This window comes from Sinorhizobium sp. NFACC03 (assembly GCF_900103435.1).
Classification (GTDB): domain Bacteria; phylum Pseudomonadota; class Alphaproteobacteria; order Rhizobiales; family Rhizobiaceae; genus Ensifer.
In genome coordinates this window covers 1-20,374 of the sequence record NZ_FMXF01000050.1, presented here as the reverse complement: position 1 = coordinate 20,374, position 20,374 = coordinate 1, and the positions used below count along the sequence as shown (strand labels likewise).

The 20,374-nt window shown below is 62.9% G+C and carries 19 protein-coding genes and 1 pseudogene; 5 read left to right on the top strand and 15 right to left on the bottom strand.

The window, feature by feature from the left end:
• The first annotated feature begins 14 nt into the window (after positions 1-14).
• Positions 15-755, top strand: a complete 741-nt coding sequence (locus BLU35_RS32890) for a response regulator (protein WP_058324920.1) — start codon at positions 15-17, stop codon at positions 753-755.
• Positions 752-2,086: a sensor histidine kinase gene (locus BLU35_RS32885; protein WP_093236242.1), complete on the top strand. Its 1,335-nt coding sequence runs from the start codon at positions 752-754 to the stop codon at positions 2,084-2,086. The genes BLU35_RS32890 and BLU35_RS32885 overlap by 4 nt, the downstream gene beginning before the upstream one ends.
• 108 nt (positions 2,087-2,194) lie before the next feature.
• Here the strand turns inward: BLU35_RS32885 and BLU35_RS32880 are convergent, their stop codons facing one another.
• From BLU35_RS32880 to BLU35_RS32840, 9 genes are all read right to left on the bottom strand, one after another.
• A complete protein-coding gene (locus tag BLU35_RS32880; protein ID WP_058326288.1) occupies positions 2,195-2,611 on the bottom strand; it encodes an organic hydroperoxide resistance protein in 417 nt (138 codons plus the stop codon).
• A 315-nt stretch (positions 2,612-2,926) separates the two neighbouring features.
• Complete coding sequence (locus BLU35_RS32875) at positions 2,927-3,979, bottom strand: alpha/beta fold hydrolase (protein ID WP_093236241.1); 1,053 nt, start codon at positions 3,977-3,979, stop codon at positions 2,927-2,929.
• 162 nt (positions 3,980-4,141) lie between these two features.
• Positions 4,142-5,083 (bottom strand): GlxA family transcriptional regulator, encoded by a 942-nt coding sequence (locus tag BLU35_RS32870; RefSeq protein ID WP_058324924.1) that lies wholly within the window; start codon positions 5,081-5,083, stop codon positions 4,142-4,144.
• 78 nt (positions 5,084-5,161) lie between these two features.
• Positions 5,162-5,800 carry a VOC family protein gene (locus BLU35_RS32865; protein WP_093236239.1) on the bottom strand — a complete coding sequence of 213 codons (639 nt, stop codon included), beginning with the start codon at positions 5,798-5,800 and terminating at the stop codon, positions 5,162-5,164.
• Positions 5,801-5,852: 52 nt separating this feature from the next.
• Positions 5,853-7,196: an epoxide hydrolase family protein gene (locus BLU35_RS32860; RefSeq protein WP_093236238.1), complete on the bottom strand. Its 1,344-nt coding sequence runs from the start codon at positions 7,194-7,196 to the stop codon at positions 5,853-5,855.
• 87 nt (positions 7,197-7,283) lie between these two features.
• Positions 7,284-8,084, bottom strand: coding sequence for an SDR family NAD(P)-dependent oxidoreductase (locus tag BLU35_RS32855; RefSeq protein WP_093236252.1), 801 nt, complete (start codon positions 8,082-8,084; stop codon positions 7,284-7,286).
• A 338-nt stretch (positions 8,085-8,422) separates the two neighbouring features.
• On the bottom strand, positions 8,423-8,638 hold the full coding sequence (locus BLU35_RS32850; protein WP_058324927.1) for a hypothetical protein: 216 nt from the start codon (positions 8,636-8,638) through the stop codon (positions 8,423-8,425).
• Positions 8,639-8,861: 223 nt separating this feature from the next.
• Positions 8,862-9,599: a peptide-methionine (S)-S-oxide reductase MsrA gene (msrA, locus tag BLU35_RS32845; protein WP_093236237.1), complete on the bottom strand. Its 738-nt coding sequence runs from the start codon at positions 9,597-9,599 to the stop codon at positions 8,862-8,864.
• 10 nt (positions 9,600-9,609) lie between these two features.
• A complete protein-coding gene (locus BLU35_RS32840) occupies positions 9,610-11,379 on the bottom strand; it encodes a cytochrome c biogenesis protein DipZ (RefSeq protein ID WP_093236251.1) in 1,770 nt (589 codons plus the stop codon).
• Between the two features lie 247 nt (positions 11,380-11,626).
• On the opposite strand from BLU35_RS32840, the pseudogene BLU35_RS32830 reads away from it, so the two are divergent.
• Positions 11,627-11,857 (top strand): annotated as a pseudogene (locus BLU35_RS32830) (TrmO family methyltransferase domain-containing protein); the annotation flags it as partial.
• Between the two features lie 322 nt (positions 11,858-12,179).
• On the opposite strand, the gene xth reads toward BLU35_RS32830, so the two are convergent.
• From xth to ligD, 5 genes are read right to left on the bottom strand one after another with little or no spacing between them, the layout of a single operon-like run.
• A complete protein-coding gene (gene xth, locus BLU35_RS32825; protein ID WP_093236235.1) occupies positions 12,180-12,953 on the bottom strand; it encodes an exodeoxyribonuclease III in 774 nt (257 codons plus the stop codon).
• A 12-nt stretch (positions 12,954-12,965) separates the two neighbouring features.
• Positions 12,966-13,607, bottom strand: coding sequence for an alpha/beta hydrolase family protein (locus BLU35_RS32820; RefSeq protein WP_093236234.1), 642 nt, complete (start codon positions 13,605-13,607; stop codon positions 12,966-12,968).
• Position 13,608: 1 nt separating this feature from the next.
• Positions 13,609-14,694, bottom strand: a complete 1,086-nt coding sequence (locus BLU35_RS32815; RefSeq protein ID WP_093236233.1) for a tetratricopeptide repeat protein — start codon at positions 14,692-14,694, stop codon at positions 13,609-13,611.
• A complete protein-coding gene (gene ku / locus BLU35_RS32810) occupies positions 14,694-15,584 on the bottom strand; it encodes a non-homologous end joining protein Ku (RefSeq protein ID WP_057248502.1) in 891 nt (296 codons plus the stop codon). Before ku ends, BLU35_RS32815 begins: the two co-directional genes overlap by 1 nt.
• Positions 15,585-15,610: 26 nt before the next feature.
• Positions 15,611-18,073, bottom strand: coding sequence for a DNA ligase D (ligD, locus tag BLU35_RS32805; RefSeq protein ID WP_093236232.1), 2,463 nt, complete (start codon positions 18,071-18,073; stop codon positions 15,611-15,613).
• A gap of 145 nt (positions 18,074-18,218) precedes the next feature.
• On the opposite strand from ligD, the gene BLU35_RS32800 reads away from it, so the two are divergent.
• The gene (locus BLU35_RS32800) at positions 18,219-18,866 is read left to right on the top strand and encodes a TetR/AcrR family transcriptional regulator (protein ID WP_093236231.1); all 648 of its coding nucleotides are present in this window, start codon (positions 18,219-18,221) and stop codon (positions 18,864-18,866) included.
• 154 nt (positions 18,867-19,020) lie between these two features.
• Positions 19,021-19,356: a hypothetical protein gene (locus BLU35_RS32795; protein WP_286161709.1), complete on the top strand. Its 336-nt coding sequence runs from the start codon at positions 19,021-19,023 to the stop codon at positions 19,354-19,356.
• A 10-nt stretch (positions 19,357-19,366) separates the two neighbouring features.
• Here BLU35_RS32795 and BLU35_RS32790 read toward each other — a convergent pair.
• A partial coding sequence (locus BLU35_RS32790; protein WP_093236250.1) for an RNA-guided endonuclease InsQ/TnpB family protein occupies positions 19,367-20,374 on the bottom strand: 1,008 nt, incomplete at its 5' end.

Genomic DNA, 20,374 nt, shown 5'->3' with positions numbered 1-20,374 from the left:
GAGGAGTTTGCTCGATGGAGCATATCGACCATGTACTGATTGTCGATGACGACCGTGAGATCCGGGAACTCGTGTCTGGTTACCTCAAGAAGAACGGGCTGCGCGCAACGGCCGTCGCCGATGGGCGACAGATGCGCAGCTTCCTCGAAGGAGATACGGTCGATCTTATCGTACTCGATGTGATGATGCCGGGCGACGACGGGCTCGTGCTCAGCCGCGAACTTCGCGCCGGCAAACACAAGGCGATCCCGATCATCATGCTGACGGCCCGCAGCGACGAGATGGACCGGATCCTCGGCCTCGAGATGGGTGCCGACGACTATCTCTCCAAGCCGTTCTCCGCGCGCGAACTGCTCGCCCGTATAAAGGCGGTGCTCAGGCGCGCACGCATGCTGCCGCCGAACCTGCAGATCTCGGAGGCCGGACAGCTGCTGCGCTTCGGCCAGTGGAAACTCGACACGACCGCCCGGCACCTGATCGATGCTGACGGCACGGTGATTGCACTCAGCGGCGCCGAGTATCGGCTGCTGAAGGTGTTCATCGACCACCCCCAGCGGGTGCTCAATCGCGACCAGTTGCTCAATCTCACCCAGGGTCGTGAGGCCGAGCTCTTCGACCGATCGATCGATCTGCTCGTCAGCCGGGTTCGCCAGCGGCTCGGCGATGATGCCCGTGAACCGACCTACATCAAGACGGTGCGCAGCGAAGGTTATGTCTTCTCGGTCCCGATTGAGATCGTGGAGGCGCGCGAATGACGGCGAGCGCAGACCCAAAAGGATTTCGACTATGGCCGCGCACGCTGAGAGCGCGGCTCTTCGTTATCCTGCTGGCCGGTCTCACCATCGCGCATGTCATGTCGTTCACCGTTCTGTTCCTCGAGCGCTACATGGCCGCCAGGTCTGTCATGTTCGATACGCTCGAAAACGAAATCGCAACGTCGATCGCCATACTCGATCGCCTGCCCGCGCCGGAGCGTGCGTCGTGGCTCCCTCGCTTGGACCGCGACAATTACGGTTTCCTTCTCGGCCCCGGCATTGCGGGCAATCCGTCGCTCGACCCGGCCGCCAGCGAGATCGCGACCAAGATCGAGCGGGCGACTGGCCTTCAATTTCCGGTCAAGGTCGAAACGATCCCGGGCGACCGCCGCCACCTTCAGGCGCATCTGACGCTGAGCGACGGCTCACCGCTGACGATCGACGTCTTTCCCAAAGGTGTCATGCCCTTGGCCGACTGGCTGCCCTTCGTGCTCGTGGCGCAACTCGCGCTGCTGCTCCTGTGCAGTTGGTTCGCCATGCGTCAGGCGGTGCGCCCGCTCGTCAATCTTGCCGCGGCTGCCGATACGCTCGACCCGAACCGGAACACACCGCGTCTCAGCGAAACCGGGCCCACCGAGGTTGCCTATGCGGCGACCGCGTTCAATGCCATGCGTGACCGTATCGCCCAGTATCTCGAAGAGCGGGTCCAGATTCTCGCCGCCATTTCCCACGATCTGCAGACGCCGATCACACGCATGAAGCTGCGCGCCGAAATGGCGGATGATTTCGCCGACCGGGAGAAGCTGATCCAGGATCTCGGGCAGATCGAAAGCCTGGTCAAGGAAGGCGTCGCCTATGCACGCAGCGCCCATGGCAATGTCGAAAAAGCGACACGCATCGATCTTGCGTCCTTCGTCGAAAGCCTCGTTTATGACTATCAGGACACCGGCAGGGCGGTTACCGCCAGCGATGTCGATAACGGCGCGATCGTCACCCGGCCCCAGGCGCTCAGACGCATCCTTACCAACCTGGTCGACAACGCACTCAAGTTTGGTGGTAGCGCCGAGATCGAGGTCAGGCGGCTGGCGGACGACACGGTGACAATCAAGGTCCTCGACCGCGGGCCTGGCATTCCCGATGATCAGCTGGATGCCGTGCTCAAACCCTTCGTCCGGCTGGAGGACTCCCGCAACCGCGATACCGGCGGAACCGGCCTCGGCCTTGCCATCGCCCAACAGCTCGCGGCCTCCATCAATGCCTCACTGACGCTGACGAACCGCGACGGCGGTGGCTTGGTTGCAGAGCTTGCCATTCGTCATCATCGAGCATGAGGCATAGCAAGGCGCGACACTTCAACCCTCCAATCAAAAAGCGGCGGCCTCATCGGCCGCCGCTTCCGTTGGATCATGTTGCAGGGTGCTCCGGCAATCGGAGCTCCGTCAAACGAGATTGATCGTCACATCGATGTTGCCACGCGTCGCTTTGGAATAGGGGCAGGTCTGGTGCGCGGCATCCACCAATTGACGCGCCACATCCGCGTCGACCCCAGGCAAACTGACATTGAGCCGAGCCTGCAGGAAATAACCGCCGTCCCGGTTGCGCAGATCCACCTCGGTATCGACGGCGAGGTCTGCAGGGAGTGCAACCTTCATCTGGCCAGCCGCCAGTCCGATTGCGCCGATGAAGCAGGCCGACCAGCCGGCGGCGAAGAGCTGCTCCGGGTTCGTGCCCGGCCGCGAGCTGCCGGGTGAAGAGAGCTTGACGTCCAGACGCCCGTCGTCGCTTCGGGAGGCGCCGTCGCGGCCGCCGGTCGTGTGGGTCTTGCCGGTGTAGAGTACCTTTTCAGCTTCGCTCATCGTGTTCTTCCTTTCGACAGGTGTTCTTTTCGGGCCCGATTGCCCTGTGCGACCGTCGAGACACAGATGGCGCTTCGCAGGTGTATGGGATGTTTCACAGAGAAGCGGAAATGTGTGCAAGTCTGCCAAGTAGGGGAACGGATACACGCTGATACGAACGCGGCCATCTCGGCGCGCGGGCGTGAGCGCTTCGTGAGGACCTCCCCGCGCGGCACCATAGTGCGCCAGGCACGGTCCCAAAGCACGTCGGCGCACAAAAAAACGCGGGCCCGGTGAACCGGGACCCGCGCCTCCACGCAATCTGCGGGAGAAGGACTAGAAACGGTCGACGTCGATGATCGCCTTGGCGAAGGCCGACGGCGCCTCCTGCGGCAGATTGTGGCCGATGCCGCCGGTAATCAGCCGATGCTCGTACTTGCCGGAGAAGCGCTTGGCATAAGCCGATGGATCCGGATGCGGAGCGCCGTTGGCATCGCCCTCCAGCGTGATGGTCGGAACGGTAATGGTCGGGAACGCAGCGAGTTGCTTTTCGAGACCGTCATACTTCGCTTCGCCCTCGGCGAGGCTGAGGCGCCAGCGGTAATTGTGGATCGAGATGTCGACATGGTCGGGGTTTTCGAGTGCCTCGGCACTCTTATCGAAGGTGGCATCGTCGAAATCCCACTTGGGCGAGGCAAGCTTCCAGATCAGCCTGGCGAACTCCTTGTGGTTCTGCTTGTAGCCGGCATACCCACGCTCGGTGGCGAAGTAGAACTGGTACCACCAGGCAAGCTCGGCCTGCGGTGACAGCGGCTTTCTGTTCACCTCCTGGCTGCCGATGAGGTAGCCGCTGACCGAGACCATCGCCTTGCAGCGCTCGGGCCAGGTTGCGGCGATGATGTTGGCGGTTCGCGCACCCCAGTCGCAGCCGCCGATGACCGCTTTTTCGATCTTGAGCGCGTCCATCAGGGCAATGATGTCCGTGGCGATCACCGCCTGTTGGCCGTTCCGAGGTGTGTCGGCGGAGAGAAACCGGGTCGTGCCGTAGCCGCGCAGATAAGGAACGATGACGCGGTAGCCGGCATCTGCCAGCAGCGGCGCCACGTCCACATAGGTGTGGATGTCATAGGGCCAGCCGTGCAGGAGGATCACGACCGGCGCGTCGCGCGCGCCAAGTTCGGCGTAGCCGACATTCAGGACGCCGGCATCGATCTGCTTGAGGGTTGCGAAGGATTTGTTCGTCCCGGGGGTGACTGCCGGCAGGCGCAGCGCCTCATTGTTTCCCGCTTGCGCTCTGGCGGCTCCCGCTGAAGCGAATTGCGTCGCGGCCAGACAGAGCGCGATTGCACCGATGAAACGACGGCGTGGGTGGTTGATTTCGTCCGACATTGATTGCCTCCCGTGAACTGAACTGACATCAGAAATGGAGTGCCGGTGTATCCCGGCCGTGTGCTCTGCGGCTCCTATTGAAAGCGCATGTAGAAACGGCAGGCGGCGGATACACGGCGATACAATTCTCCTGAGGCGCGACCAATCGCAGTGCCGTCAGGTTCAGACAATGCCTTCGCGCGCATTGCGCCGGACCGTCTGTGGCGGTTGCCCGAGCGTGCGTAGGAACGCGCGGCGCATGCGGTCGCTGTCGGCAAAGCCGGTTTCCTCCGCGATCACATCCATGGAATGTCGCCCCTGCTCCATCAATAGGCGCGCCGCTTCCACGCGGAGATGCTCGACGGCCTTGGCCGGCGATTGGCCGGTCTCGGAGCGGAAGGCGCGGCTGAATTGCCGCGCGCTCAATCCGGCGGCGTCCGCCAGCTCCTCGACCGACAAGACGCTGCGCAGGTTCGCCTTGGCATAGTTGACCGATTTCTGGATGCGGTCCGACTTCGGATCGAGCTCGAGTAAGGCTGAAAACTGCGACTGGCCGCCGGCGCGCCGGTGATAGACGACAAGCTTGCGGGCGACCTGGCGGGCAACCTCCTCGCCATGGTCCTTCTCGATCATCGCCAGGGCCAGATCGATGCTGGCCGTCATGCCCGCGGAGGTCCACACACTGCCGTCGACGATGAAGATGCGATCCTCCTCGACCCGCACCTCAGGGAAACGCTCCCGCAACTGACGCGCAAACACCCAATGGGTCGTGGCGCGACGCCCGTCGAGCAGTCCGGACTCGGCCAGGATGAAAGCACCGGTGCAAGGGGCAGCCACCCGCCGCGAGGCCTTGAGCGCGTGGCGCGCGAAGGCGACCAGCCCGGGTGTTACCGGTTCGATCTCGGTGCCCGCTCCGAACATGACGGTATCAAAGGCGGTGTTGTCGAAGGCCTTCGTCAGCACGCCGAAGCCAGCGGACGACTTGATCTCGCCGCCGGCCTCGGAAAGCAGTTCGATCTCGTAGGCCTGTTCCCCGAGCGTCAGATTGGCGACCTCGAAGGCAGTGACCGCCGCGAACCCCATGAGCTGAAACCTCGGAAAGACAACGTAGCCGATCCTGTGCACGTCATACCACTCCGTCCGGAATAATCGCTTATAGCAGATTTACGCCATGAAGGGAACGCGGCGGTCATAGGTTCTATTTCATTCGGGCAACGGTTTTCCGGCATGCTCCGCGACCATGTGCGCGGCATACCAATCCGGCCAGTTGTGGTCGTGGTGACCGCCGTTGCGCTTCTCGTGCTCGCCGTGCGCGGCTGCCGCACGACGCAGTGCCGCCGCAAGATCGGCGACCGAAGCGAAGTCCGTGACATCCGCGTCCACGCGGCCGGGCAGACGCTCGGTCACCTCCTGCAGCAGCCAGCCGTTACCATCGGGGTCGCTGAAGGTCGCGTAGGAACGGTAGCTGCGGCCTCCTGGGTCACGGCCGCTGATCGGCGGCTTTCCGGGACCTTCGCGGTGGAAGACGTCGCTGACCTCAGCGCCGCGTTCGACGAGCTCAGCACGCGCGGCAACGATATCCGAGACGACGAGATAGAGCCCGCTTGCCGAACCGGGAGTGGCCGGGGTCAACCCCGTGCCGAAGTGGATCGACGCCGGCGAACCGGGCGGCGTGAACTGGACGACCCGAAACGTATCGCCGACCGGAAAGTCGGCGTCGAGCCGCCAACCAAGGCGGCCGTAGAAATCCTTAGCGCGATCGACGTCCGAGACCGGGATGACGGCAACCTCGAACTTCAGATCGACCGATGGCGCTCTGTTGTCGCTACCTGCACCTGTCATGACACTTCTCCAATGTTGCGACGGTGGGCGCGCCTTCGCGCGCCCCTTTCTGTCAGCTCGGTTGACGCAGTGACTTGAAGGAAGCTCTCAATTCATCAACCAGGGCTGCCGGCTGCTCCCAGGCCGCAAAGTGTCCGCCCTTGGCGAGCCGATTATAATGGATAAGCTTGGGGAACGCCTTCTCCGCCCAGGACTTCGGCGCCTGATAGAGCTCATCCGGGAAGGCGCTGACGGCCACGGGAATCTGAATGCCCTTCGGCTGGAAGAAAGCGAGCTTGTTCTCCCAGTAGAGACGCGCCGACGACACGGCGGTATTGGTCAGCCAGTAGAGCGTGATGTTGTCGAGCACGTCATCACGGCTCAGGCCCTCCGACTGACCATCGAAGACGCGGGCGATCAGTTCGTAGCTGCGGGCGTCATGGTCCAGCATCCAGCTGGCAAGCCCGATCGGCGAGTCCTCGATGCCATAGAGCGTCTGCGGACGCTTGCTCATCTCCTGCGCATAGGAGAGTCCGTTCTTGTAGAAGAAATCGAGTTGGTCATAGGCACGGCGCTCGTCGGCCGAGAGATTGGATGGTGCCGGTTCGCCGGCGTCGAGGCTCTTCTGGATCTCGGCCGGAACGGTCGCCGGCATGTTGGTGTGGATTCCGAGCAAGCCGGCCGGCTGCTGCAACGCCATCTGCTCCGTGACCGCGTCCCCCCAGTCACCGCCCTGCGCGACGTAGTGGGTGTAGCCGAGACGTTGCATCAGCGCCGCCCAGGCCCGGGCGATGCGCACCGGATCCCAACCGCGTTCATTTGGCTTGCCGGAGAAGCCGTAGCCGGGGAGCGAGGGAATGACAATGTCGAAGGCATCGGCCTCGTTGCCGCCGTGGGCTGTCGGGTTCGTCAGAGGATCGATGATCTTCAGTTGCTCGATGATCGAGCCGGGCCAGCCGTGGGTGACGATGAGAGGCATCGCGTTCCTGTGCTTCGACCGCACGTGTATGAAATGGATGTCGACGCCGTCGATGTTGGTGACGAACTGCGGCAGGTCGTTGAGCTTCTTCTCCACCTTCCGCCAATCGTACTTGGTCGCCCAATAGTCGGCGAGCTTCTGCATGGTGGCGAGCTGCACGCCCTGGGTGCCGTCGTTCACCAGTTCCCGGTCCGGCCACTTGGTGGCCGCGATGCGCTGCTTGAGGTCGGCAAGCGCCGCATCACTGGCATGGAACTGGAATGGACGGATGGACTCGTTGGCCGCCGGCTTAGCGGCAACAACGATCTGAGTACCATCCGCCGAGGAGGCACCTGCGGCATGGGCGGCGAGCGGAGGAAGCAGGATCGCGATCGCTCCGGACAGCGCGAAGGCGGCCAAGCGACTGCTCTTGGCAGTTGGCAAATAGCGTCTGGACATCATCATTCTCCTGGTTCGAGTGGTAAGGCGATGCCAGAGGCATCGCCGAGCGATTCCGGGATGGGAGGAGCCCGGAGCAGATCGGGGCTATCCCTCGATGTTGTAGCGGGCTGCGGGTGCGCTCCTGGAAAGGTTCGGCATGAGTTTTTGCCGGGCCGCCTCATAGGCCGCCCAATCAGCGGCCTCCGGCAGCGACGGGATGGTGATCACTTCGCCCTGATCGAGACCGGCAAGCGCGGCATCAACCATGTCTTCGGCCCGCATGACGATCTCACTTGGAACATGTTCGAGCGGCGTGCCGGCAATGCCCCAGAAGTCGGTCGCCGTCGCACCCGGCAGCACGGCCTGGATGCGGATGTTCTTGTCGGCAAGTTCCTTCTGCAGCGACAGGGTGAATGCCAAAACGAAGGCCTTCGTGCCACCGTAGACGCCGTTCAGGAGTTCGGGCGCAACGCCGACGATCGAAGCGATGTTGATGATCGTGCCGGCGCCGCGGGCGGCAAATCCGGGCGCGGCCGCATAGGTCAGCCGCGTCAGCGCGCTGACGTTGAGCGTGATCATCTCCTCCATCTTGTCGACATCGGATGAGAGCAGCGGTGTGGTGGCACCAACACCCGCATTGTTGATCAGCACCGTGATGCTCGCGTCGTCCCGGAGGATCTTCTCGACCCGCCTGACATCGTCCTTGTTCCCGAGGTCCGCAGCGACGACCTCGATGGCGCGCCCGGTCTCGTCCGCCAACCGGCTGGCGAGCCCATTCAAGCGCTCACGGTTGCGGGCAACGAGGATCAGGTCGAAGCCGCGGCGTGCCAGACGATCGGCATAGATCGCGCCGATACCGGAGGACGCGCCAGTGATGAGTGCCGTACCTTTGGAATTCCTGCTCATTTCAAGCTCCTTTGCCTTGGTTGGAGCCTCGATGGTAAGACGAAACACCAGTGGCTCAAATGTCGTAATTCCGACGTTTTAGGCCACATCCACTTTCACCGACTGCAACGCCGTGTGGGAGGGATGCGAACCAAACTTCGCCGTGACCATGCGTGGGCGGCGTATCGGAGATGTGTTCTGGAGCGGCGTCAGTGTATCTCAATGTTTGATCGGCCGAGCACGACGGCAGAGCGATACGAAATGCTCTGGCGTTCAAAGCGAACGGGGCCGTGGAGATCAGCAAAAGAGGACGGGGCCGGCTTCAAACGTTCGCGCCGCCAGCTTTCGCGGTGCGGTGATCAATCGAAGAACGGGCTGGCAAGCTCCTCGTGCGGAGCCTCCGGTAGCAACCCCCCGTCCTCAATCGCCGCCGGCTGCGGCCGCGCCGCGGCCGTTGCGGACGCCGGATTGGCGACGAGCGCGGCAAGAAGCGAGGGCTCTCCCGGGCCGCTGTCCCAGGCGCATGGCGCCGCCGCGAGGACGACTATGGCGAAAGCTGTTGCGAAAATGCGCATGATGGCTCCTTCCGTTGATCATGGCGGCAGCGACGCGTCCCGTCACCACGGGCCCAAGCCTTGCTCACCGCCAGAGTGTCCTTTGGGCGTATCGCGGATGTGTGCGGGCGGCCGCAAAACTGTGTCCTTGTGTAGAGGGCCGACTTGGCCCGACCCCCTTGCAAGATCCGTTCGAAACGTCACAGGTCTGGTCGTGCTCGCGATCCGCAAAGCTCATGATCGGCTACGACGCGCTGTCAGCGACAAGCACCGGCTTCTCGCGATAGAGGCTCGGGAACAGGCGGTGCAGCGCTTCTATCTTCGGTTGCTCGTAGAGGACCACATAGGGCTGGCCTGGATTGTTGTAGACGTAATCCTGGTGATAGGCCTCCGCTTGATAGAAAGCCTTGCCGGGTTCGACGGTCGTCACAAGCGGCCGGGCAAAGACGGCCGCCGCGTTCAGTTGCGCGATGTAGTCGGAAGCGACCTTCGCCTGCACTTCATTGCGCGGGAAGATCGCCGATCGATACTGCGGGCCGCTGTCCGGCCCCTGTCCGCCAAGCTGCGTCGGATCGTGCGCAACCGAGAAATAGATCTCGAGAAGCTGCCCATAACTGATCGTCTTGGGATCAAAGGTAATCTCCACCGCTTCGGCGTGGCCGGTGGTGCCGGTTTCCGTCTGTTCGTAGATCGCCGTCTCCGCACTGCCGCCGGAATAACCGGACCTGACGCCGGTGACGCCGGCCACATGCTGAAACACGGCCTGCACACCCCAGAAGCAACCGCCTGCGAGCACTGCCGTCTGCCTTGTCTCCGTTGAAGCGACGTCATGAAGCGCCTTGGGAATGGGTTTTGCCTGCTGCGCCGCCGTTTGTTCGTCGAAGGCGAACGTCAGCCCGCCGCTAACCATTGCCAGCGCGACGAACAGACGTCGGGAAAGGGCGGGCATGCGGCGCCTATGCTGCTGTTGTTTGTCGGTCATCTGTGAACTCTCATCCAAAAGTGAAAACGAAGGCTTCCGCGCCGGGCTCGAGAAAGCGGATCTCGAAGGTCCGCTCCCGCGCCGCGCCTGACTGGCGCACGAGCTGATAGAGGCGGGTCTCCGTGACGGTCCCCCTGCCGGACCCGTCGATATCCGAGCCACGGTCCGCTGCGGGCGCCGCACCATCCACCGTCACCTGAAACGGGATCGGCCTGCCGCCGGCGCCAGGCCCAAGCACCAGATGCAGATCGCGAGCACGGAACCGGTAGGTGATACCGCCGCCCGCTTCGTTGACACGGGCCTGCTCGGCCCCGACTGTCCAGTTGCCGGTAAGGCCCCACTCGTTGAGACGCGGGCTATCGACCGTATAGCGCTTGGCGCTGTCTGCGGAGACGCCCTCTGGAGACACGAAATTCGCGGCCCGCTCATACCCGAGGTAGGTCTCGCCGGATCCGAGCCGGGAGAGGTCGGGCGAGGCTTCGGCACCCTTTGCATCCGGTTTGACGAAGTTGTTTTCGGCCTTCCGCTTTCCCGCAGCCTCCGCCAGCAGATCCTGGATCACCCGCTCGGAACCTTCATAGTCGCCCTCGCCGAAGTGCGTGTAGCGGATCTGCCCTGCGGCATCGATGAAGTAGTGGGCCGGCCAGTAGCTGTTGGAGAAAGCGCGCCAGATGGCGAAGTCGTTGTCGATGGCCACCGGATAGGTGATCTTGAAGTCACGCACCGCCTTTTCGACGTTGCCGATCTGCTTCTCGAAGGCAAATTCCGGCGCGTGAACACCAATGACGACCAGGCCCTGATCCCGGTACTTCTCGGCCCAGGCACGCACATAGGGGATGGTGCGGATGCAGTTGATGCAGGAGTAGGTCCAGAAGTCGACAAGGACGACCTTGCCGCGAAGCTCGGCCGGGGTCAACGGCTTGGAATTCAGCCACTGAACGGCGCCGTCGAGCGACGGGAACGGACCTTCGACCGGTAGGTCGCTGCGATAGACCGCCTGTCTCGTATCGTTAGCGGCAAGCGTCATGCGGGTGCTGGCGACGTCGGCAGGCGCCGCATTGCCGCGCAGGCGATCGAGGATCGACTGTTCGAAGCCCGAAGTGCTCGCATAGGAAAGCTGCGCCAGCAGGCCGGTGTCCAGCCCAAGGGCGATGGCCGCAACGCCAGCCAGCACCGCAACGCCGAGACCTTGGCGGATGCGCTCGCCAATGCCGAGGAAGCGCTTCATCGCCGCGAACACGCGTGCGCCGGCAAGGACAGCGAGCGCCAGCGAGGTCGCGGCACCTGCGGCATAAGCAACAAGCAGCAGCGTCGTCTGCACATTCGCGCCGTTCAGCGCCGCGCCGGTCAACACCAGGCCGAGCACCGGTCCGGCGCAGGGTGCCCAGAGCAATCCGGTCGCAACACCGAGCAGGATGGCGCCGCCGACGCCGCCCTTCTCCCCGGTCGCAGCCTTTCTCGACAGCCGGTTTCCCAGCGCCACGAGCGGGTCAGTCACGATAGCTGCGGCACGCGTTGAGAGCAGTGTTACGCCGAATACCGCCAGCAGTGCGATCGCGGCGTAGCGGCCGAACGCGTTCGCCTGGACCGCCCAGTTGCCGCCGAGCGCGGCAAGCGAGGCGATGCCCGCAAAGGTCACGATCTTGGCGAGCAGCATCGGAAGTATGCTGGTGGAAAAGGGCTGGCCGGCGCGGGCAAACACGAATGGCAGGACCGGCAGAATACAGGGACTGACGATCGTCAGGACGCCTGCAAGATAGGCTACAACAAAGAGGAGCATCATCGTCTCTCCGCACTGGATCAATGCCCCGAGGCAGTGATCACTTGACATGTGCGGCAGAGGACCATCGCGACGTATCGCGGATGTTTCCGATCTGCGGAGATTTGTATCTCAGTGCAACAGCTGCGGCGTTTGCGGGGCGGCACACTTCGCGACACACGATCGCGGCCAGATGCTCGCTCGACCCGGTGAGATGGACCAAAGCAAAAGAGGCCGGGACGGTCCCGGCCTCGATTGTCAGATAGCGGTGCACGGCACCTTTTCACTGCGCTCGCCCGTGCGCCCCAATCCGATCGGCACGTCGATCGTCAAACTTGAAGCTGTGGAAGGCTCAACGCTGCTCGTGCGCGGCCTCGATTGCCTCGACGGCACACCGCTCATTGACCTCAAGCCGGACCGGACCTTGTTCAAGCCGATTGCGCCGCCGCAGCGCGGTGATTTCGAGACCGGCGACCGCGGCCCACATCATTGCCAGAAGGCTATAGGATTTGTGGTAGTCGACGCCGATATGGTAATCATAGGACGCAGTCATGCTTCCAACTCCCGTGTTGAGATCTGCAAAACCCCAACAGGATAAGCCGAAAGGCTGGAAGCGTGACTGTCCCTCGATCATCACCGCCATCTCAGTGATCCGTTCTCTCAGCGGGCGCGGCCTCTTTCATGCCACCTCCTTCGTGTTGGTTACCTTGGACGTTCGCGGTTCGCCGCATCCATCCACCTGCCGGACCGGGTGTAATCCGGATGAGGGCTGCGAATAGCCGCCGACGATGCGGCAGCTTCGTTCCCGCAATATAGCCAGCTCAATCGCGCAACGTGATCCAAACCGGCGCATGATCGCTCGCGCCCTCCATGCCGCGAACCTCGCGGTCGATGCCGGCGCCAATGAGCTTGCGGGACAGGTTGCGGCTCAGCAGCATATGATCGAGCCGGAGCCCGGCATCGCGCTGCCACCGGTTCCGGCGATAGTCCCAGAACGTGAAGAGCCGGTCCTTCGGATGGACCTTGCGCAGCGCATCGAGCCAGCCGTGGTCGAGGAGCGTACGGAACGCCGCACGGCTTTCCGGCTGCACCAGCGCGTTGTCGTCGTAGGACGTTGTCGGGTAGATGTCGCGCGGCTCCGGCACGATGTTGTAGTCGCCGGCTAGCACGATCGGCAGGTCGAGGGCGAAGAGCTCGGCGGCATGTTTGGCCAGGCGCTCATGCCAGGCGAGCTTATAGGCGAACTTGGGGCCGGGCTGCGGGTTGCCGTTGGGCGCATAGAGGCTGCCGACCAGGATGCCGCTGACGGCAGCCTCGATGTAGCGAGCCTGGTTGTCCGAGGGATCACCGTCGAGCCCAACGCGGGTCAGTACCGGCGCGCTGTCGCGGGCGAGGATCGCGACACCGTTCCAGGCGGATTGTCCCTGCCAGACGGCGCTATAGCCCGCCGCCTCGATCGCCGATCGTGGAAACTGGTGGTCGGTCGCTTTCAATTCCTGCAGGCAGACGATGTCAGGCTTGGTTTCGCCAAGCCAGGCGATCAGGTTTTCGAGCCGCTTGTTGATGCCGTTGATGTTGAAGGTGGCGATCTTCATCCCGCAAACAGATCAGCGCGTCAGTCGGGCGGCCCAGGCCGCCACCGCATCGGCCACGGTCCTCAAATGATCGGCCGTCGAAAAGCCGGAAAGGCTCTTGCGCGGCTTGAGGTCATGGTCGCCGTCCTCGAGCCACAGGACTTCGATCGCGTCGGAAAGCGTATAGCCCGGAACCTCCTCGCGCGTGCCGAACTCGTCACGGGTTCCCTGGCAAATCAGGGTTGGCGTCTTCAGTCCAGCCAGATGCTTGGTGCGCAATTGCTCCGGCTTTGCCGGCGGATGGAAGGGGTAGCCGAGGCAGAGCAGCCCGGTGATCTTGCCGGCCGCGTGGAGCTGGTCGGCGACCATGCTGGCAACCCGCCCGCCCATCGACTTGCCGCCGATGATGAGCGGCCCCTTCGCATCAAGCGCTTCGACAGCGGCGACATATTCCGGATTGAGCGTCTCGGCGCGCGGCGGGGGCTTGCGCCCGTCCGACGTCCGCCGCGCCGCCATGTACCCGAACTCGAAGCGGGCGACGCGGAAGCCGGCGGCTGCAAGCGCCTTGGCGGTCGCAGTCATCGAGGCGGAATCCATCGGCGCGCCGGCGCCATGGGCAAGAAGGATGGTGACAGCCGCATCATCAGGTCCGTCGAAAAGGAATTTGTCGCCCATATCAGCCCGCTGTCCTTGGACGGCCTTGCAGATCGACATATTGCACACCGCGTTCCGCCGTTCGCGCCCATTCGCTATCGCTATCGAGTTCGAGATAGCGGCTCCACCAGCGCCTGGCTTCACCGAGATCACCGGCATCGAATTCGAGTTTCGCGAGATTGAAGACAGCGTCGGCATAGTCGCCGTCGAGCTCGATTGCCTTCCTGAGGTGCCTGCGGGCAGCGTCGAGCCGTCCCCGTTCACTCATCAGCCCGGCGAGGTTGAACCACGCCTCGACGAAGGATGGATCGAGTTTGATGGCACGGGCGTAGTCGTGCGCCGCATCCAGCTCCCGTCCTGCAGCCTTCAGGCAATTGGCACGATTGAAAGCCGCAACCGAATCCGTCCGGTCCATGGCGAGATAGCGCTGATAGAAGGTGGCGGCCTCCTCGTAGTCACCATTCGCCTCCGCCTCCTCGGCCAAGTCGAAGAGATCTTCCAGAGCGGCATCATCGGGCGCGCCGAGATCGAAGAGCAATTGCCCATTGAGCTCGCTCAGCCCCTCGGCACTCCGCGCGTAGATCGCATCGGGACCGCCACTATGCAGCGAAAGCGCCGTCAACGAAGCGACCTGTCCCGAACGATGAACGGATCGGACGATGGCGCTCCAATTCGCACCGCTTCCAATCAGTTCCGCATACTTTCGGGCGAGGATGAGATCACGGAACGAAAAGGGCTCGCTGTCATGCTCGAAAGCATCGAACAGCGACAGGAGATCGAAGGTCCGCGGATTAAGCATGGCCTGATCGATCAGAGACTGACGTGTGAGTGCGGACGCTACAGGCACCGACATCAGCCCTAGAAGGCGAAGGAAGCCGTTCTCGCTGACGAGCCATCGCCCCGCCGCATGTTCCGCATCGAAACGCGCCTCGATCTCCGCTTCGCTCGACTTCGCCAGCAGGTTCCGGCCGAACACCAGATACGTCGTCTGGCGCGTAACGCCGCGCCGCAAATGGCCGAACTGTCGCTCCACTTCCCGCGCCACAAGCCGCCGCGGAAAGGCCGAGAGCCCCCCAACGATACCGAATGTCTGGCCTGCAACCGCCATCAGGCTTTCTTCTTCGCGGTCGGTTTTGCCGCCGTCCGCTTGGCCGCAGCCGGAGTTGCCGCCTTGGCCGTTTCCTTCGCCGCCGGCTCGGCTTTGGACTTGCTCTTTGCCGGTGGCTTCGACTGCGACAGGCTCGCCTTCAGGGCATCCATGAGATTGATGACGTTGCCGCGTTCCGGCGCGGCGGCAATGATCGGCTTATGACCTTTAAGCTTCTCTCGGATCATCTTCATCAGCGCGATCTCGTAGCGGTCCTCGTAGTTCTTCGGATCGAAGACCGTCATCTTCTGCTGGATCAGCGCTTCGGCAAGCTGCAGCATTTCCGGGTCGGGATGGCCGACAGGGATGTTGCCAAAATACTCAGCAGTTCCGCGTACTTCGCTCGGGTTTCTCAGAGTACACACGAACATTCCGGTTTCGCGTGAACCGATCGTCACAACCCGCTCCCGGCTCGAAAGCACCAGACGCGCGATCGCGAGCTTGCCGCTTTTTTTCAACGCCTCACGCAGCACGACGAAGGTTTCCTCCGCCATCGCGCCGTCGGGCGCCAGGTAATAGGGCGCGTCCTGGTAGATCACATCGACGGAGCCTTCATCGACGAAGGCCTCGATGTTCATGGTGTGGTTGGATTCGATCCTGACACTTTCGAGATCGGCGTCCTCGATGATGATGTATTTCTTGTCTTCGTATTCGTAACCCTTGACCAGGTCCGAGCGCTCGACCAGGCCGAGCTCCGGGTCGACCGGCTTCATGTTGATCCGGTTGTGGGTGTCCTTGTGAAGCTGATTGAAGCTGATGCGTTCGCTCGAGCTGGTCGCCGGATAGAGCCTCACGGGGCAACTGACGAGACTGAGTTTGAGGTAACCTTTCCAACTTGCCCTGGGCGCCATGATTGTCTCCTACGCGGCCAAACGCATTACGTCCTCGTTTCGGACAGAAGCGGCAAATCCTTGGCAAAGTCGTCGATATCCGCCCAGGGATCGCCGAAAGTATCCAGAAGTCCAGGCAGCGAAGAATAGTTCAAATCCTCCGGAGCGTCGATAGTCTCCAGATCCGCCCAGTTGAGCGGCGTCGAGGCGGGCAGATTTGTGCGTGCACGCAGCGAATAGGGCGCCGCCGCCGTATGGCTGCGGGCATTGCGGTGATAATCGATGAAGATCCGCTTGATGCGGTTCTCCTTGCCCATGGTGGTGGTGAAGGTTTGCGGTGCGCTTGCCGCCAGCCGTGTCGCGATCGCGCTCGTCGCCTGGTGCGTCTTCTTCCAGTCGAGTTTCGGCGTCACCGGCACGACCACATGGATGCCGCTGCCGCCGGATGTCTTGACGAAGGGAACGAGGCCGAGCGCTTCCAGCTCACCGCGGATATGGACGGCTGCCTCGACCACATCGCGCCAGGCGATGCCTTGTCCGGGGTCGAGATCGAAGACGATGCGGTCGGGTTTTTCCAGCCGCTCACGCTTCGTGCCCCAACTGTGAAGCTCGATCACGCCGAACTGAGCGAGCGCCAGATAGCCCTTCGTGCCTTCGATCGAGAGGAAGGAGTTGGTTTCGCCCTCGGAGTTGGTCGAGTTGAAGCTGATGATCGAGGGCGGCATGCCGGTAAAGGGATGACGCTGAAAGAAGCAGTCTGCACGCTTTCCGGTCGGGCAACGGAAGAGCGACACTGGCCGGCCGAGGATATGAGGCAGCATGAAGTCGCCGACGAGCGCGTAGTAGACGGCAATGTCGAGCTTGGTCGGCCCGGATTTGCCGAACACTCGACGGTCCGCATTGGTGACCTGGATGCTTGCGAGATCGGCATCCGTGATCAGCCGCTTGCGCGTTGCCCGCGCCGGTGCCGAAAGCTCGACATCGCGAAGCCCCTTGAACACCGCATGGCGCAGGACATTGTCGGTTGTGCGGTTCGAATAATGGATGCGGGCGCTCAGCACCGGCCGAACCCAGGTGATTTCTTTCGGCGCGCCCTCCAGCGTCGCCGCGTCGCCGCGCAACGCCTCCAGCCGTGTCAGCAACTGCCTGGCCGTCGCCGCATCGAAACCGGTTCCGACCTTGCCGCGATAGTGCAGTTCGCCCTCCTCCCATTCGCCGAGAGCGAGGGAAGCAAGGCCTTCCGCCGCCTCGGAAGTGGTGTATCCGGCGATCACGAAATCACCGAACTGGAGCGCCTTCGTCTTGGTCCAGGTCTGCGTGCGGCCGCTCCGGTAGGGTGCCGAGGCGCGCTTCGAAACGATCCCCTCCAGCCCCAGTTCCGAGGCTTGGTCGTAAAGCCCATGTCCATCACCTTCGACGTGGTCGCTGAACTGGATGGCCGAACGACTGGAAATCTGCCCCCCGAGCAGTTGTGCCAGCAGCGCCTTGCGCCTTTCCAACGGGACCTCGGTCAGGTTCCACCCGTCGAGATAAAGGATATCGAAAGCATAGAAGACGAGCTTACTGTCGACACCGGTCGAAAGCGCGTCCTGCAAGAGCGCGAAGCGGCTGATGCCCTTGTCGTCTAGTACGACGATCTCTCCGTCGATGATCACCTCGCGGCAGGGCAGTTTCCGGAAGGCATCGGGAAGGTCTCCGTAGCGCTTCGTCCAGTCCAGCCCGCTGCGGGTGATCAGCCTGATGTTGCCATCCGAGACATCCCCCATCGTCCGGTAGCCATCGAACTTGATTTCATGCAGCCAGACTTGCCTGTCCGGCGGGCGGCCCGGGGGCTTCGGTTTTGGGCTGGCAAGTTGCGGCTCGATCCGCTGCGGCTTCGGGCCCTTCACCGCACCCGGCAGCGCGCCGGGTTTGAGAACGACCCGCTTTGCCGGCCTCTTCGGCGGCTCGACCAGTTCCTCGATCCGCCTGCCGCTTTTCACGCTTTCGGGACGCGACGTCAGGATGTCGACATCAGGTTCGGCTGCAAGGTCATGTTCCTTGAAAAGCAGCCAGTTACGTTGATCCTCCTCACCCGGCTTCGGCTTCAGCCGTGTCAGCATCCAGCCGCCATTGAGCTTTTCGCCGGCCAGACGGAACTTGAAGGCGCCGGTCCTCAGGCTCTTGTCGATGTCGTCCATCGGCGCCCAGACGCCGGTATCCCAGACGATCATCGGCCCGCCGCCATACTCGCCTTCCGGAATGACGCCCTCGAAGTCGATATAGTCGAGCGGATGATCTTCGGTCTCGACCGCCAGACGCTTGTCGGCGGGATTGAGTGACGGCCCCCTGGGGACCGCCCAGCTTTTCAGCACATCACCGACCTGGAGCCTGAGATCATAGTGATCGGCCGTGGCGTGGTGCTTGTGCACGACAAAACGATTGCCCTCCCCGCCGGTTCTCCCGGCAGGCTCCGGCGTCCTGGAAAAATCCCGCTTCGCGCGGTAGGCCGTGAGCTTCGACGTCGCCATATCGCAAAGCTACGGCGTGTTCGCCGAGGTCGCAATATCCGCCAAAGACAGGGAACTGTGCGGCTATGCACACGCCTGCTTCGGAAAACATTTGCTTTCCCATCTGGCAACGACTAAAAATCGCCAAGGAATTTGGAAAGTCGCCATGGTCGAAAAGCAGAAATCGCCGCGTTCCCGCGGCCGACCCCAGGTCCGATCCGACGACGAGACCCGAAAGGTGATCATCCTTGCCGCCGAAAGGCAATTCTGCGACCTCGGTTATGAGACCGCCAACATCAACGTCATCGCCCAGAATTCCGGCGTCTCCACCAAGACGCTCTATCGCCTCTTTCCCACCAAGGCCGATCTCTTCGAACGTGTCATCGCCCTCAGGATCTCTGAGTTCGCGCTCGAAGCCGACGAAGAGCATCTCGACGCCGTGAGCGTGAAGACCGGTCTCGTGCAGTTGCTTGCCGCCTATGGGCACCTCGTCCTGGCGGCAGACACGATCGCAATCATACGTCTGGTGCTCGCCGAGGCGGAGCGCTTTCCGGAGATCGCCGCCACCTTCTGGGAGCAGGCAATCGAGCGGACAAACGCAACGCTGGAGCGCTGGCTCAGGGCGCAAGCGGCTCGCGGCCGCCTCGTGATCGAGAATCCGTATCTGGCGGCGGGCATGCTGCGCGGCATGATGGCGATGGAGCCGCAACGCGCCGTCATGATGGGCCGCATCGGCAGCATTGACGAAGCGACGATCATGGCGCGCGCTGAGAGCTGCGCGGATGTCTTTCTGACCGGCACCCTGCCGAGATAAGTCACGGCTAAACTTTCGCGTCGTCAACCGGACGTCATCAAACTGTAACATGCGACCGTATAACTCTCCGCGCGGGAGCTCTCCCGCCGGGCGCATGAGGCGTCGCGACCAGCCCTTTGGCATGGCCTCCTCTCCTTCAAGCCCGGTGATTGTTATGCGTTTGTCCGCGAAGCTACCCCTCGCAGCGGCGGCTCTGGCTGCCTTCTCCATCGCTGCCACCAGCCTTGCCAGCCTGACCGTCAGCGGCTACCTGTCGTCCCGCGCGGCGATCGAGAAGCTGGAGGCGCTCGCCGATGCCCGCCGCAAAGAGCTTCGCCACTATCTCACCACCGTGGAAAACGACCTGCGCAATCTGCAAGCGCAGAAATCCGTCGCCAAGGCGCTCAGCGATCTGAATGGCGCTGCCGCCAAGTTCGGCGACAAGGCCGAGAGCAAATTGCAGCGCCGCTACCTGACGGAAAACCGCTCTCCGAAACCTACACATACCTAACCGTAGCTGATTAAAGCGATGCGGCGAGGCTGCTGTTCGGTTCCTGCTTCGCCGAGGCCCGTTTCACGCGGGGCTTGCGCACCACGCCAGAGCGTTCCTCTCCACAGGCTGACACCGCAGAGCTTGCGGCCAGATGTTCGAGATTACGGGCAGCGTTGCGGTCGCGATCGACCTCATGCCCACAGGTGTCGCAATGATAGGTCCGCTGCGACAGCGCCAGTTCGGCCTTGACCGAACCGCAGCAAGAACAGGTCTTGCTCGATGGAAACCAGCGATCCGCGACCACGACGGTCGCGCCATAGAACCGGGCCTTGTAGTCGAGTTGGCGGAACTCGAAGAAACCGCCGTCCATGATCGACCGGGCGAGGTGGCGATTGCGCACCATTCCGCGTACGTTCAGGTCCTCGATGCCGATGAGGCGATAGGTCTTCGCCAACAGGGTCGTCGCCTTGTGGGTGGCGTCACGGCGGATGGCGGCGATGCGGCTGTGCAGCCGCGCCAGCTTCGCCTTTGCCTTGCGCCGGTTGGCAGAGCCTTTCCGCTTGCGGGACAGTGCCCGGCTTGTCCGGCGCAACCGCCCCAGCAATGCCGTGTGGGCCTTCGGACCGGGGATCGGATCGCCCTGGCTCAACGTCGCCAGCGTCGTCACGCCCAGATCGACGCCAACGGCGTCATGCGGCTGCTCGACCGGCTTGATGTCGTTGGTCTCGACCATGATGCTGGCGAACCAGCGGTCAGCCTCCCGACTGACGGTGACACGCTTGAGCTTGCCGGTGAAGCGCACGGCCTCGCGCATCCGTACCCAGCCCACGACCGGCAGCTTGATCCGCTGGCTATCCACCCGGAAGGTTCCGGCCTCGTTGGCGGCGCAGAAGCTGTCCCGGACACCCTTCTTCTTGAACCGGGGATAGCGGCCCCGCTGCTCGAAGAACGACCGGAAGCCTGCGCCAAGGTCGATGATAGCTTCCTGCACGGCGCACTTGGTCACGTCGAACATCCACGGGAATTGCTCTCGCTT